Genomic DNA, 14,006 nt, shown 5'->3' with positions numbered 1-14,006 from the left:
CCCCTCTTCGTGGCTAGCTCACGGTCACATCGGGGGTCCCCGACGGGACACCCTCGGTCTCCATCACCTCCGCGAGTCGCATGGCCTCTTCGATGAGGGTCTCGACGATCTTCGACTCGGGCACCGTCTTGATCACCTCGCCCTTCACGAAGATCTGCCCCTTGCCGTTGCCCGAGGCCACACCGAGGTCGGCCTCCCGGGCCTCGCCGGGACCGTTCACGACACAGCCCATCACCGCCACCCGCAACGGCACCTCCATCCCCTCAAGACCCGCGGTCACCTGATCCGCCAGCTTGTAGACATCCACCTGGGCGCGGCCGCAGGAGGGGCAGGAGACGATCTCCAGTCGACGCTGGCGCAGGTTGAGCGACTCCAGGATCTGGATGCCGACCTTGACCTCCTCCGCCGGCGGAGCGGAGAGGGAGACCCGGATGGTGTCGCCGATGCCCTCCGAGAGCAGGGCACCGAAGGCCACCGCGGACTTGATCGTGCCCTGGAAGGCGGGGCCCGCCTCGGTCACGCCCAGGTGGAGCGGGTAGTCACACCGGGCGGCGAGCTGCCGGTAGGCGTTGACCATGACCACCGGGTCGTTGTGCTTGACGGAGATCTTGATGTCCCTGAAGCCGTGCTCCTCGAACAGCGAGCACTCCCACAGCGCCGACTCCACCAGCGCCTCCGGCGTGGCCTTGCCGTACTTCGCCAGCAGCCGCTTGTCCAGCGAACCGGCGTTGACGCCGATACGGATCGGGACACCGGCGTCGGAGGCCGCCTTGGCGATCTCCTTCACCTTGTCGTCGAACTGCCGGATGTTCCCCGGATTGACCCGCACCGCGGCGCAACCGGCGTCGATCGCCGCGAACACGTACTTCGGCTGGAAGTGGATGTCCGCGATCACCGGGATCTGCGACTTCCTCGCGATCACCGGCAACGCGTCCGCGTCATCCTGCGACGGACACGCCACCCGCACGATCTGACACCCCGAGGCCGTCAACTCCGCGATCTGCTGCAACGTCGCACCGATGTCCGCCGTGACCGTCGTCGTCATGGACTGCACCGACACCGGCGCACCCCCGCCCACCGCCACCGACCCGACCTGGATCCGTCGGCTGGGCCGGCGCGGGGCGAGCGGCCGGACGGGCATGGCGGGGAGCCCGAGGTCGAGCGTCTCTGTCGCTGTCATGGCCTCACCCATGGTTCCCGGACATGGTCTCGCGGGCCGCGCGCAGCGACTCCTTGAGCGAGCCCACGGTGGCGAGCACGGCGGTCGGCTCATAGCCGCAGTGCGCCATGCAGTTGTCGCAGCGCGGGTCCTTGCCGCGCCCGTACTTGTCCCAGTCGGTCTCCTCGACCAGCTGCCGGTAGGTGGGGACATAGCCGTCCGCCATCAGATAGCAGGGGCGCTGCCAGCCGAAGAGGGAGTAGTTCGGGATCCCCCAGGCCGTGCAGGGGAAGTCGGTGCGGCCTTCCAGGAAGTCCAGGAAGAGCGGGCTGTGGTTGAGCCGCCAGCGCTTCCGGTTGCCGCCGGCGAACGCCTTCTTGAACAGTTCCCGGGTCTGCTCGACGCCCAGGAAGTGTTCCTGGTCGGGTGCCTTCTCATAGGCGTAGGCGGGCGAGATCATCATCTCGTCCACCTTCAGGTCGTCGTTGAGGAAGTTGAGCACCTCGACCACGGTCTGCGGGGTGTCGGTGTTGAAGAAGGTCGAGTTGGTGGTGGTGCGGAAACCGCGCCGCTGCGCCTCCTTGATGGCCGCGACCGCCTCGTCGAAGACCCCCTCCTTGGCCACCGACTCGTCGTGCCGCTCGCGCAGCCCGTCGATGTGCACCGCGAAGGCGAAGTACGGGGACGGGGTGAACTCGTCGATCTTCTTGCGCAGCAGTACGGCGTTGGTGCAGAGGAAGACATAGCGCCTCCGCTCCACCAACTGTCGGACGATCTCGCCGATCTGGGGGTGCATCAGGGGTTCGCCACCGGCGATGGAGACCATCGGAGCACCGGATTCCAGCACCGCGCCGACCGCCTGGGCCACCGGCATGCGCTGCTTGAGCACCCCGGCCGGGTGTTGGATCTTCCCGCAGCCCTCGCACTTGAGGTTGCAGGCGTACAGCGGCTCCAGCTCCACGATCAGCGGGAACTTCTCACGCCGCCGGATGACTTTCTGCGTGAAAACGTATGTCGCGACCCGGATGGACTGTCGGAGCGGCATGGCCATCTGGCTCACCTCCTGGGGAGCGGCAAGGATCGGTGCCATTCAAAGAAAGCCGGGAGCAGAGTGCGTAGTACCCGGAAAGCAGATATTCCACCGCACAATGTGCCAATCCGGACGAGTTCATGTTCAGGAGCGTCCACGACCACTCGTACGGCCGCAACCGGGCGGGCGCCCGCCGACACGGCGGCGCGGAGCGTGGCGGCGGACTCCATGTCCACCGCGAGGGCGCCGGTGGCGCGCAGTACCGCGCGCTCCGCACCCCGCACCACATGGTCGGAGCCGACGACGGGCCCGATGTGCGGGGTGCGTCGGACGCCGGCGGGGGCCAGGGCGGACAGCGCGGCGGCCAGGGTCTCGCTGGCGGTGCACGGGGTGCGGCCCTCGGGGTCGCGGGTCTCGTCGGCGACGACCAGGTCTCCGGGGTGCATCCCGGGGGCCAGCCCGGCGCAGAAGCCGGTGGCGATCACGGCGGTGTCGCGGGCGGCCGCGCCGTCGCCGAGCGCGCGGGCCACCGCGCGCTCGGCGGACCGCGGGCCCATGCCGGTGCGCACCACCGTCACCGGCCCGTGTGCGCCGTCGTGGTCGCCGCGGAGGGCGAGCCGCTCGATGCCGAGCGCGCACGCGATCAGGAGAGGGGCGGGCCGGGCGGGCTCCATCAGGCGTCCCGGGCCGGCGGCAGGGCCGGCTCGCCGTACACATAGCGGCCGAGCGCGGTGACCGGGAAGACCTGCCGGTACAGGTGGTAGTTGATGGAGAAGTCCCAGGGGAAGCCGGTGCCGGTGAACTGCGGCTCGTCCCAGGAGCCGTCCGACAGCTGGGTGTCGGTCAGCCAGGTCACCGCGCGCTCCACGGCCTTGGACTCCCGCTCGCCGGCCGCCAGCAGCGCCAGCAGCGCCCAGGCGGTCTGTGAGGCGGTGGAGGGTCCGCGGGCGATCCACTCCGGGTCCCGGTAGGACCGCTGGTCCTCGCCCCAGCCGCCGTCCTCGTTCTGCACCCGCTCCAGCCAGGCGACGGCGCGCCGGATCGCGGGGTGCGAGGCGGGGACGCCGGCCGCCACCAGGGCGGGGACGACCGAGCCGGTGCCGTAGACGTAGTTGGTGCCCCAGCGGCCGAACCAGGCGCCGTCGACCTCCTGCTCGGCCAGCAGCCAGGCGATGCCGCGCCGGGCTCGCGGATCCCGCGCCAGACCCACCCAGGCGAGCATCTCCACCACGTGCGCGGTGACATCGGCCGAGGGCGGGTCGATGACCTCGCCGAAGTCGCAGAACGGCAGCCGGTTGGGGAACGGGCTGGTGTTGTCCACGTCGAAGGCGGCCCAGGCGCCGTTCTTGGACTGCATGCCCAGGTTCCAGCGGGTGGCGCGGCGGACGGCCGCCTCGACCCGGTCCGGTTCGGGGTGGTCCACCCGGCGCAACGCCAGCACCACCTCGGCGGTGTCGTCGATGTCGGGGTAGGTGTCGTTGTGGAACTCGAAGGCCCAGCCGCCGGGCGGGAGTTCGGGCCGGCGCACCGCCCAGTCGCCACGTCGGTCGATCTCCTCCCCCAGCATCCAGTCGGCGGCCTTGACCAGGGCCGGGTGGTCCGGGGCGAGTCCGGCGTCGACGAGGGCGATGGTGGCCAGGCAGGTGTCCCAGACCGGGGACTGGCAGGCCTCGATCATCCGGCTGCCGTCCTCGCGCCACACGGCGAACCGTTCCAGCGACTCCAGTCCGGCGCGCAGCACCGGATGGCCGAGGTCGTAGCCGAGGATGTGCAGGGCGATGAGGGAGTAGACGGCGGGCGGCTGGATGCCGCCCCAGCAGCCGTCGTTCTCCTGGCGCTCGATGATCCAGCGGGTGCAGCTCCGCACCGCGGCCCGGCGCAGCGGGCCGACGGCGACCCTGCGGTAGCCGTGCAGCGCCCGGTCCAGGCGCTGGAAGAGGCCGTCCCAGCTGGTCAGCGGGGCGCTGGGGCGCGGCGGGTTGGGGTGGCGGGGGTCGGTGTGCAGCTCGTCCACGCTGAACGGCCCGGGCCGCACCGGGCGGTGGGCGGAGACGATGGTGAGCGGCACGATGGTCTGCCGGGCCCAGCAGCCGAAGTCGTAGATGTTCAGCGGCACCCAGGTGGGCAGGTAGATCAGCTCGGGGGGCAGCTCGGGCAGGTCCTCCCAGCGCCACCAGCCGAAGAGAGCGAGCCAGATGCGGGTGAAGACACGGGCCCGGGCGATGCCGCCGCGTTCGCGGACCCAGGCGGAGGCGGCGGCCATGTGCGGCTCGTCGGGCCCGTCCCCGGCCAGCCGCAGGGCGACATACGCCTCGACGGTGGCGGAGAGTTCGGAGGGGCCGCCGTAGAAGGTGGCCCAGGTGCCGTCGGCTCTCTGCTGGGACCGGATGTGGCGCGCCGCGGCGGCGAGGACGCGCTCGTCCCTGATGCCGAGGAACTGGCGGAGCATCAGGTCCTCGGCGTCCATGGTGACGTTGGTCTCCAGGTCGCCCTTCCACCACCCCTCGGGGTCCTGACACCCCAGCAGGTGGTCGACGGCGCGGGCCGTGGCCTGCCGGGCGGCCGTCAGGGTCTCGGGCTCGGAGGGGGTCTCGGAGGGTTGGACGGTGGTCGCTGTCATGGTTTCCCCTTGCAGTGCGAGATCTCTGCCGAAATGGGGTTTCCGTCGGCCGGCGCCCCGCGGGGGCGCCGGCCGGCGACTGCGAGCTATATGCGATGGGTGGCGACGCCGTCGACGGCGGTACGGCCGAGGACGACACGACTGGTGGCGATGCGGCTGACGGCGATACGGCCGGAGGCGATGCGGCTGATGGCGATCATCTCTCTCGTACGACCACGAAGTCGGCGAGCGCCACGAGCTGCGCCCGGACCGTCTCGGGCAGCCGCACCTCGCTCAGCGCGGAGACCGCCGTGGCGTGCTGGCGGCGGGCCTCCTGGGAGGTCCAGTCGCGTCCGCCCGCCCGCTCGATCAGCGCCGCGCGGGTGGCGAACTCCTCCTCGTCGAAGTCGGCGAACTCCGAGTCGGGCTGCTTGGCGTCGGCCGCCAGCAGCTCGGCGAGCTCCTCGGAGGCCGCTCCGCCGGCGGCCAGGGCGGCGACGACGGGCAGCGACTTCTTGCGCTGCCGCAGATCGCTCCAGGTCTGCTTGCCGGTGGCCTCGGGGTCGCCCCAGATCCCGAGCAGGTCGTCGACGGCCTGGAAGGCGAGGCCGAGGTGGTAGCCGTAGCGCTCCAGGGTGTCGGCGGTGTGGTCGTCCGCGCCGCCCAGAACCGCGCCGATGGAGGTGGCGCAGGCCAGCAGCGCGCCGGTCTTGTTGCCCTCCATCTCCAGACACTCCTCGACGGTGACCCGCTCCCGGTGTTCGTAGGAGATGTCCTGGGCCTGGCCGTCGATGAGCCTGCGGGTGGCGGCGGTCAGCCTCCGGGTGGCGCGCCCCGCCTCCGCGGTGCCCAGCTCCAGCAGTATCTCGTTGGCCAGCGCGAAGAGCGCGTCGCCGACGAGGATGGCCTGGGCCGGTCCGTGCACCTTCCACACGGTGTCCCGGTGGCGGCGCTGCTCGTCCCGGTCCATCAGGTCGTCGTGGAGCAGCGAGAAGTTGTGCACCAGCTCGACCGCGACCGCGCCGGGGATGCCGGTCTCGGGCGGCGCCCCCGCGGCCTCGGCGGAGATCAGCGCCAGCGCCGGGCGGACCGCCTTGCCGCTGTCGCCGGCGGACGGCCGGCCCGCGGCGTCGATCCAGCCGAAGTGGTACGCCGCGACCGCGTCCATGGGTGCCGCCAGTCGGCCCACGGCCGCGCGCAGCACCGGTGTGGCGAGCGTCCGACCGCGCTCCAGCAGCGCGGCGACGGCCGCGGAGTCGACGGCGGGGGTCACCGGGGTCACGGGCTCTCCTCTGTTCTGGGTCATGGTGCTCATGCCGCCTCCTCGGGGGTCACCCCACGCAGGGCGGGGAGAGGGTTCTCATGTGGGCGGCCCAGGGCGGCGAGCGCCTCGCCGGCGGCGGTCAGTCCGCTGCGCACGGCGCCCTCCATGGTCGCGGGCCATCCGGTGGCGGTCCACGCGCCGGCCAGGTAGAGGCCGGGCGCGTTGGTGGGGGCGGACGGCCGCAGCCGGCCGACCCCGGGGGTGGGGGCGAACGTGGCCGTGCGCTCCCGGGTGACGAAGAAGTCCCGGACCACCGCGCGGCGGGCGGCCGGCAGCAGCCGCGCCAGCTCGGGCAGGTAGCGCTCGCGCAGCTCGGCGACGGGACGGTCGATGTCGTCGTGGGCGGCGGACTGGGAGACCGCCAGATACTGTCCGGCCGGGCCCCCGCTCGCGGGGGCGGCGAGCCCGGAGGAGTCGGTGCGGTCGAAGACCCACTGGATCGGGCTGCCGACGGCCGCGAAGAAGGGGCGGCGCAGCACGGTCCGGTCGTAGACGACGTGCAGGTTCAGGATGGGCGCCGTGCCGATCCGCAGCAGCCGGTCCGGGTCGTCCAGCGCGCCCTCGGGCAGCAGGGCGTGGGTCTCGCGCTGCGGGACGGCCAGCACCACGGCGTCGGCCTCCAGCGTCTCGGCGCCGGTCCCGCCCTGGACCGCCACGCTCCAGCGGCCGGCCTCGGTGCGGGTGAGGGCGCCGGCCCGGGTGCGCAGCAGGGTGCGTACGCCGGCCGTGTCGAGGGCGGCGCCGGCCCGGGTGTCGTGCAGCTCGCCGAGGGGGGCGTGCGCCCAGCCGATGTCCGCGGCGGCCGGGTCGGAGAGCAGCCCGGTCCTGAAGACCATGGCGGCAAGGCCGAGCGAGGCGTGCGCGGCGGTGGCGTTGAGGGTGGCGACGCCGATCAGGTCCCACAGCGCCTCGACGGCGCGCGGCGACTGGCCGTGGCGGCGCAGCCAGCTGGCGAAGTCCACCCCGTCCAGGGCCGGGTCGGCGGGGTCGAGCCCCCGGAGGGCGAGTGCGGCCCGGCCGACCTTGGCCCGCTCGGTCAGGGACAGGTGCGGATAGCCGGCCAGGCTGGGGGCCAGGTGCAGCGGCACCGGCAGCGGGGCGCGGCGGATCCGGCCGAGCCGCGGGCCGTGGGCCGCGCCGGTCCCGCGCCGCGCCCCGGGGTCGAGCACCGGCACGTCCAGGGTGCTCTGGAGCGGAGCGAGCCGGGACGCGTCGACGCGGTCCAGGAACCAGCGGTAGGCGGTGCAGCAGCGCAGATAGACGTGCTGGCCGTTGTCGACGCTCAGTTCGCCGGCCGGGGAGTCGCGACGGAAGGAGAAGGCGAGGCCGCCCAGGCGAGGCCGGCCCTCGAGAAGGGTGACGCGCACTCCGGCGTCGGCGAGCGCCAGCGCCGCGGTGGTGCCGGCCAGTCCCCCGCCGACAACCACGGCGGCCGCCCCCTCGGGACGGCCTGTCGCGTGCGTCCGGTGCCGGTCGGTGCGCGTGGTGTGTGTCGTCATGTGTCCACCCCCTCACTCGTGGACTGGGACGTGCGGCCGCGGCGGAGGGTTGCCCGCCGCTTGTGCCGGACGGTTCGGATCAACGCAGCTCTCCCCTCGGTCCCCGGGCGTGTTGTCGGGCGACCAGCCGGGCGTCCATCCCGGCCAGCCCGCGCACCGCGACGTACGCCTTCTCATGGCCGGGCAGTGAGACCCGGCCGCGTAGCACGGCTGCCGGATCGCGGGCGATGCGCTCCAACAGCCGCCGGTAGATGCCCGCCATGGCCGCCACACAGGCGCCGCTGCGCCGGTCCAGCATGGGCAGCAGCCGGAAGCCGGTGGCGAACAGCGCCCTGGCCCGCCGCACCTCGAAGTGCACCAGGCCGGTGAAGTCGGCCTCCGGTGGTGCGACGGAGGTGAGGAAGGCCGGCGGGCAGCCGAACTTGGCCAGGTCCTCGGCGGGCAGGTAGCCGCGCCCACTGGCCGCGTCCTCGCGAACGTCCCTGAGGATATTGGTCAGTTGGAGCGCCAGGCCAAGCGTGTCGGCGTACTCGGCGGCGCGCTCGGCGTCCCGCGCGCCCGGCAGGGTGCCGAAGACCCCGAGCGAGAGCCGGCCGATGGCGCCGGCCACGCAGCGGCAGTACACCTTCAGGTCGTCCCAGGTCTCGTAGCGCTCGCCGGAGACGTCCATCAGCACGCCGTCGATCAGCTCGTCCAGCCCGTCCAGCGGGATCGGGAAGCGGCGGGCGGCGTGGGCGAGGGCGACCGCCACCGGGTCGGTGTCGTCCTCGGCGATCCGGCCGTCCCGGATGCGGTCGAGCACCGCGCGGGTGTCGGTCAGCCGGGCCCGCTTGGCGGCGGCGTCCAGCGGTCCGTCGCCGATGTCGTCGACCCGGCGCGAGAAGGCGTACAGCGCGGACATGGCGTGTCGCTTCTCGGTCGGCAGCAGCCTGATGCCATAGGCGAAGTTACGGGCCTGTACCCCGGTCACGGCCTCGCAGTAACGGTACGCCGCGAGTACGGGCGCGGACACGTGCCCCGATCCGTTCACGGTCCGGCTCACCTCTCTCTTCGCAGTGTCGCCCCCACCTCGCGCAGCACGCTGAGCTTGGTGGGCTTGGGAGGTCCAGCGAGGACGTCGTGTCCCCGGGTGGCGACCGCGCGCAGCGCGGCTCGGCCGCCCGCCACGAAACCGGCGAGCAGCAGTCTGAGCCGGCCGTCGACGCTACCCACCAGCGGGCTGCCTTCGTCCAGCAGGTCCCGGGCGCGTTCCGCCTCGAAGGCGACCAGCGCGCGCACCGAGGCGTTCGCCTTCGGCGCGGCCAGGTCGGCCTCGGTGACGGAGAAACGCGCCATGTCCTCGGCGGGGAGGTAGACGCGGTCGCGGCCGAGGTCCTCGGCCACGTCCTGGAGGTGCTCGACGATCTGGAGGGCGGTGCAGACGGCGTCCGAGTGTCGGACGCGCTCCGGGCTGGTGGTGCCGGTGATGCCCAGCACCAGCCGGCCGACGGGGTTGGCGGACAGCTCGCAGTAGTCGAGCAGCTCCTGGTAGGTGGCGTAGCGGCGGACCCGCTGGTCCTGTCGGTTGGCCTCGATCAGCCCCAGGAAGGGGCCGGGGGTGAGCCCGCAGCGACGGACGGTGGGGCGCAGCGCCCGCAGCAGCGGGTGGCGGGGCGACTCGCCGGTGGCGGCGAAGACGCGCCACAGGTCGGCCTCGAAGGCGTCCAGCAGCGCCAGCCGGTCGGCGGCCCGCTCGGGGTCGACGCCGAGCAGGGCGGCGTCGGTGCCTCCCGGGGCCAGGTCGCCGTCGCCGATGTCGTCGACGAGCCGGGCGTAGCCGTAGACCGCCATCAGGTCGGTGCGCCAGGCCCGCGGCAGGAAGAACGGCGCGACCGGGAAGTTCTCGCGGTCGGCCTTGCCGAGCAGGGCTCGGGTGTGCGCCTGCGCGTCGGGCCGCTGGTCGGGGCCGAGCCGTGGGCGTGCGGCGGCGCGGACCGGGCGCCCGGGCACGGGGCGGCCGCCGGTCGTCGGATCGCCGGAGCGGCCGTGGGGCATGGCGTACTCGTGCGACGTAGGAGACTCGAGGGAGGACCCGCTGCGCTCGTCCTCCCCGGTCACTGTGGACAGCCAGGCATACGGACGAGGACCGCGCCTCCGCGCGGGAGCGGTCGACCGGGCCCAGTGGGAGCGCTGGAGGTGGGCCGTGAAGCCAATGCCGTCACATCCCCCGTTCTACACCGGTTAACAGGATCGGCACGAAGCGGACACGCCGCGCCGCCCTGTCAAGGGCGGCTGACCGCTCACCTCCGCTCACCTGGAACGGGGTGAGCGGGCGACGGTCCCGGCGCGGCCCGAATGGGCACCGGTCCAGCTTACGCCTTCGCTTGTGGAGCCGTCCGTGGGGAGTCCCTACGCCTCCCGTTCGAACAGGTCCTCGATGCCCACGACCCGGGTGAGGTCCAGCAACTCGCGCTCGAAGAACGCCTCCCCGTCGGCCAGCGCGAACGACATGAAGCCCAGGGTCTCCAGGCACATCAGCCCGTAGAGCCGCACCCAGCAGCGCAGCATGACGGCGATGGCGCCGGTGGGGAGCGTGATCTCCTGGGCCTCGCTGAGCCCGCGCAACTGCTCCACCAGCGCCGGTTCCAGCTCGGCCACCTCGGGCACGGGCCACGGCCGGACCCGCCACAGGTCCTCGAACAGGTCGGACCAGAGCGAGCCGAAGACGGACCAGCCGGTCTCCGGATCCGGCCGGGCGCCGGACCGGCCGAGACCCTGTGTCCAGGGGCCGAGCACCAGCCCGAACTCGTGCGGGTTCCGCAGCGCCCAGGCGCGCAGCGCCCGCGCGGCGGCGATCAGCCGTCGGCCGGGGTCGTCCGCGGGGAGCGCCTCGGTCATCACCCGGACCCGCTCCGCCATCTCGGCGAAGATGTCCGCCCGCAGCGCCATGATCAGGGCGTCACGGCTGGTGAAGTAGCGGTAGACGGCCGGGGCGGTCATGCCCATGTCCCGGGCGATGGCCCGTATCGTCACGTTCTCCGGCCCCTGCTGGACCAGCAGCTCCCGCGCCACGTCCTTGATCTCGCGGATGGTGGCGATCCGCAGTCGCTCGCGCCGGGTGTACGACACGACCGGCGCGTCCCCCTGGGACATGCGCTTCCCCCTCGTCTTCGCCCACCGAGCCCCTCACGGCGCCCGGCTTCACGATACAGCCATAGGTTTGGTGAACACCTGCCGCTGAGGCGTCTCGCGTTCACCGTGAACGACCCCCGTCACCGCGCCCACCTGCGGACACGGCGACGGGGGCCGGAGCCGGTCAGGAGGGATGATGCGGGCAGGAGGCGGGCGGGGCGTCCCCCGCCGCCGCGGTGTCGACCGTCGTCCCGGGGGAGGCGTCGACCGCCCCCGTGTCGGCCGTCGTCCCGGCCGAGGCGTCGACCGCCCCCCTGTCGGCCGTCCCCGTGTCGACCGTCCCCGCGTCGGTGTCCCCCGCGGCCGGGGTCGGGACGCGCGCCGGGGTCGGGACGCGCGCCGGGGCGGGTTGCCGCGCCGGGGTCGCGGTCCGCTCGCGCGGGACCACGGTCACCATGACGTCCTGGAGCGGGCGCAGCGAGACCACCGGCGAGCCGTACCGCAGCGAGCTGCCGGGGATCCGCTGGATCTTGAACCGCTGGTTGACCATGGCCACGATGAGCCGCAGCTCCAGCAGGGCCATGAAGTTGCCCACACACTGCCGGGGGCCGGAGCCGAACGGGAAGTACGCCAGCCGGGGCCGCTGCCGGATGGCCTCGGTGGTGAAGCGGTACGGGTCGAAGGCGAGCGGGTTGTCCCAGTAGCGCGGGTTGTGGTGGGTGACGAGCGGGGAGAGCAGGACCGAGGAGCCGGCCTCGATGTCGTAGCCGCCCAGCTGGTCCGCCCCCACGGCGGCCCGCGGGAAGATCCAGATCGGCGGGTGCATCCGCAGGCTCTCGTCGACGACCATGCGGGTGTAGGAGAGGGACTCCGCGTTGTCCGCGTCGGGCCGTCCGCCGCCGAGCACGGTGGCGATCTCGGCGTCCAGCTCCTCCTGCACGTTGGGGTGGGAGGCGATCGACAGCAGCGTCCAGCACAGCGACACCGCGGTGGTCTCGTGGCCGGCCAGGTAGACCGTGAGCAGCTCGTCCTTGATCTGCTGGTCGGTCCAGGGGCGGCCGGTGACGGGGTCGACGGCCTGCTCCATCAGCGCGATCAGCGGACCCTCGCCGGTCTCCGCGTACCGCCGGCGCACATCGGCCACCACCCGGTCGAAGACCCGGTGGATCCGCTCGATCTTGCGCTTGCGCTCCGTGGGCACCCAGGAGGGCAGCATCTCGGAGGCGCTGCCGCGGCGGAACATCACCTCGACGACGTCGTCGACGATCTGCTTCAGCACCCGGGTCTCGGTCTTGATGTCGTAGGCGAACAGCGAGCGGCTCAGGGTGACCAGGGTCAGCTTGAGCATGTCGGTCATCAGGTCGACCGGCTGGCCCGCGGCGGCCTTGCGCTCCCAGCCCTCCATCATCTCCTCGGTGGCCTGGATGATGTTGGGGACGATGTCGTTGACGGCCTGCTTGAGGAAGACCGGCTGGACCGCGCGGCGGTGGCCGCGCCAGAACTCGCCGTCGGTGGTCAGCAGGCCCTTGCCCATGACCACGCCGAACTGCTCGTACAGCGGGCCGCGGACGTAGTTGGCGTGGTTCTCCACCAGGACCCGGCGCACCGCGTCCGGGCCAGTGACCTGATGCACCGTCATCGGGCCCAGCCGCATGCGCACCACCTCGCCGTAGTCACGCTGCAGGCCCAGCAGGAACTCCGCGGTGTTGCGCTTCCAGTGCGCCAGGCTGCCCAGCAGGGGGACGCCCTTGGGGCCGGGCGCGAGGGAGCGCCGGCGCTGAGGGATGGTGGTCGTCGCCATGGGTGGGGTTCTCCTTGCTGTCAAGAGCGCGGCCCGCGCGGGACCGGGAACAGGCGGCGTACGAAGAGGTTGTCGAAAACCGAGTCCGGGGCGAGGCGGCGCAGCGCGAGGGTGCTGTGCGCCAGGAACCCCACGGGGTAGCGGGCACGGGGCCGCGCGGTGCGCAGGATCCGCTCCACGGTCCTGGCCACGTCGTCCGACTGGATGGCGAAGGTGCCCGCCAGGGTGCGGCGGCCGCCGCCGTAGATGGCGTCGAAGTAGTCGACCGTCTGGCGGCGGAACTCCTCGTAGTCGCGGCCGGCGAGCTTGAGGTTCCGCACGTTCTCCACGTACTTGGCGCCGAACTCGGTGCTGCGCACCGGGCCGGGCTCGACGAGGACCACCCGGACGCCGAAGGCGGCGGTCTCCAGTCGCAGCGCGTCGCTGAGCGCCTCGACGGCGTGCTTGGTGGCGTTGTAGTAGCCGGAGCCGGGCACGGCGTAGCGGCCGAAGATGGAGGAGACGTTGACGACGGTGCCGCCACCGGCCGCGCGCATGCCCGGCAGCACCAGTTGGCTGAGCCGCACCAGACCGAAGACGTTGGTCTCGAACTGTCGCCGCACCTCGTCGAGTTCGGCCTCCTCGACCACCGCGGACAGGGCGTAGCCGGCGCTGTTGACCAGCGCCCCGACGGAGCCGTGCGCGGCCTCCACCTCGGCCACGGCCGCGCGCATGCTCTCCTCGTCGGTGACGTCCAGCGGCAGGGTGTGGATGCCGACCCCGGCGAGGTCCTTGATCGAGTCGGGGCGGCGGGCGGTCGCGTACACCCGGTGCCCGGCCCGGTGCAGCCGCAGCGCGCAGGCCCGGCCGATGCCGGAGGAACAGCCGGTGATCAGGACCGAGGTCGGGGTGGGCTTCGTGGTCATCGAGGTCCTCGTGTGACGGGTCGGTGGGCGGCCGCGCGGGCCGGCCCCGAGGGCGGGACCGGCCCGGGGCGGTTCAGGACGCGGCGGGCGGGTCGAAGGCGCCGAGCTGCTGGGCGAGGTCGTAGGAGTCCATGGAGAACCAGCTCTCCACGATCAGACCCTCGTCGTCGAACTCGTCGATGACGATGCCGGGGATCTCCAGCTTCCGGCCGCGCGCCGGGATGAGGCCGCCGGCGTAGGGCTCGCCGGTGTGGGTGCCCCGCGCGGTGAAGCGGCTGACCACCTTGTTGCCCTCGATGATCCAGTCCTCGACGGTGACGTGCAGGTCGGGGAAGGAGGCGCGCTGGATCCGCACCCACTCCTTGAGGTGCTCCACGCCCGACTTGCCGTTGGGGGCGGTGCCGTGGCTGATGTGGTCGTCCCCCGCGCCCTCGTAGATGACGTCGAGGTTGCCCTTGTTGAGGCACTCCTCGTAGTAGCGCTCCAGGGTCGCCTTGTTCTGCTCGGCGGTTGCCATGTTCGTCCCTCTCGTCGTTCGTCGCTCGCCGCTGCGGACAGCGGTGGTCATGGGTGGTGGG

12 protein-coding genes are annotated in these 14,006 nt (G+C 72.7%); all 12 read right to left on the bottom strand.

Annotated elements, in window-relative coordinates:
* Positions 1-13: 13 nt before the first annotated feature.
* The gene (ispG, locus tag CD790_RS08050) at positions 14-1,180 is read right to left on the bottom strand and encodes a flavodoxin-dependent (E)-4-hydroxy-3-methylbut-2-enyl-diphosphate synthase (RefSeq protein WP_144382340.1); all 1,167 of its coding nucleotides are present in this window, start codon (positions 1,178-1,180) and stop codon (positions 14-16) included.
* A 4-nt stretch (positions 1,181-1,184) separates the two neighbouring features.
* A complete protein-coding gene (gene hpnH / locus CD790_RS08045; RefSeq protein WP_144382339.1) occupies positions 1,185-2,210 on the bottom strand; it encodes an adenosyl-hopene transferase HpnH in 1,026 nt (341 codons plus the stop codon).
* A 5-nt stretch (positions 2,211-2,215) separates the two neighbouring features.
* A complete protein-coding gene (locus CD790_RS08040; protein ID WP_144382338.1) occupies positions 2,216-2,863 on the bottom strand; it encodes a 1-hydroxy-2-methyl-2-butenyl 4-diphosphate reductase in 648 nt (215 codons plus the stop codon).
* Entirely contained in the window at positions 2,863-4,809 is a 1,947-nt protein-coding gene (gene shc, locus CD790_RS08035; protein WP_144382337.1) for a squalene--hopene cyclase, read from the bottom strand. The genes CD790_RS08040 and shc overlap by 1 nt, the downstream gene beginning before the upstream one ends.
* 196 nt (positions 4,810-5,005) lie before the next feature.
* On the bottom strand, positions 5,006-6,103 hold the full coding sequence (locus CD790_RS08030; protein WP_144382336.1) for a polyprenyl synthetase family protein: 1,098 nt from the start codon (positions 6,101-6,103) through the stop codon (positions 5,006-5,008).
* A complete protein-coding gene (gene hpnE / locus CD790_RS08025) occupies positions 6,100-7,611 on the bottom strand; it encodes a hydroxysqualene dehydroxylase HpnE (RefSeq protein WP_144382335.1) in 1,512 nt (503 codons plus the stop codon). The genes CD790_RS08030 and hpnE overlap by 4 nt, the downstream gene beginning before the upstream one ends.
* Positions 7,612-7,690: 79 nt before the next feature.
* Complete coding sequence (hpnD, locus tag CD790_RS08020; protein WP_144382334.1) at positions 7,691-8,653, bottom strand: presqualene diphosphate synthase HpnD; 963 nt, start codon at positions 8,651-8,653, stop codon at positions 7,691-7,693.
* Complete coding sequence (gene hpnC / locus CD790_RS08015; protein WP_260867471.1) at positions 8,650-9,516, bottom strand: squalene synthase HpnC; 867 nt, start codon at positions 9,514-9,516, stop codon at positions 8,650-8,652. The genes hpnD and hpnC overlap by 4 nt, the downstream gene beginning before the upstream one ends.
* A gap of 483 nt (positions 9,517-9,999) precedes the next feature.
* Positions 10,000-10,743, bottom strand: coding sequence for a TetR/AcrR family transcriptional regulator (locus CD790_RS08010; protein WP_144382333.1), 744 nt, complete (start codon positions 10,741-10,743; stop codon positions 10,000-10,002).
* Between the two features lie 163 nt (positions 10,744-10,906).
* Positions 10,907-12,523, bottom strand: a complete 1,617-nt coding sequence (locus CD790_RS08005; protein WP_144382332.1) for a cytochrome P450 — start codon at positions 12,521-12,523, stop codon at positions 10,907-10,909.
* Between the two features lie 20 nt (positions 12,524-12,543).
* Entirely contained in the window at positions 12,544-13,428 is an 885-nt protein-coding gene (locus tag CD790_RS08000) for an SDR family NAD(P)-dependent oxidoreductase (protein WP_144382331.1), read from the bottom strand.
* Between the two features lie 73 nt (positions 13,429-13,501).
* Positions 13,502-13,945, bottom strand: coding sequence for an ester cyclase (locus CD790_RS07995; protein WP_186318924.1), 444 nt, complete (start codon positions 13,943-13,945; stop codon positions 13,502-13,504).
* Positions 13,946-14,006 lie beyond the last annotated feature (61 nt).

The sequence above is a fragment of the Streptomyces sp. SAJ15 genome (assembly GCF_007595705.1).
In the GTDB taxonomy this organism is placed as follows: Bacteria; Actinomycetota; Actinomycetes; order Streptomycetales; family Streptomycetaceae; genus Streptomyces.
The sequence above is the reverse complement of the archived record's forward strand: the minus strand, read 5'-3'. Positions and strand labels throughout refer to the sequence as shown.

Bases quoted from the DNA above. Each gene is read 5' to 3' on its own strand.
- ispG (WP_144382340.1), bottom strand. From the start codon at position 1,180: ATGACAGCGACAGAGACGCTCGACCTCGGGCTCCCCGCCATGCCCGTC.
- hpnH (WP_144382339.1), bottom strand. From the start codon at position 2,210: ATGGCCATGCCGCTCCGACAGTCCATCCGGGTCGCGACATACGTTTTC.
- CD790_RS08040 (WP_144382338.1), bottom strand. From the start codon at position 2,863: ATGGAGCCCGCCCGGCCCGCCCCTCTCCTGATCGCGTGCGCGCTCGGC.
- shc (WP_144382337.1), bottom strand. From the start codon at position 4,809: ATGACAGCGACCACCGTCCAACCCTCCGAGACCCCCTCCGAGCCCGAG.
- CD790_RS08030 (WP_144382336.1), bottom strand. From the start codon at position 6,103: ATGAGCACCATGACCCAGAACAGAGGAGAGCCCGTGACCCCGGTGACC.
- hpnE (WP_144382335.1), bottom strand. From the start codon at position 7,611: ATGACGACACACACCACGCGCACCGACCGGCACCGGACGCACGCGACA.
- CD790_RS08010 (WP_144382333.1), bottom strand. From the start codon at position 10,743: ATGTCCCAGGGGGACGCGCCGGTCGTGTCGTACACCCGGCGCGAGCGA.
- CD790_RS08005 (WP_144382332.1), bottom strand. From the start codon at position 12,523: ATGGCGACGACCACCATCCCTCAGCGCCGGCGCTCCCTCGCGCCCGGC.
- CD790_RS08000 (WP_144382331.1), bottom strand. From the start codon at position 13,428: ATGACCACGAAGCCCACCCCGACCTCGGTCCTGATCACCGGCTGTTCC.
- CD790_RS07995 (WP_186318924.1), bottom strand. From the start codon at position 13,945: ATGGCAACCGCCGAGCAGAACAAGGCGACCCTGGAGCGCTACTACGAG.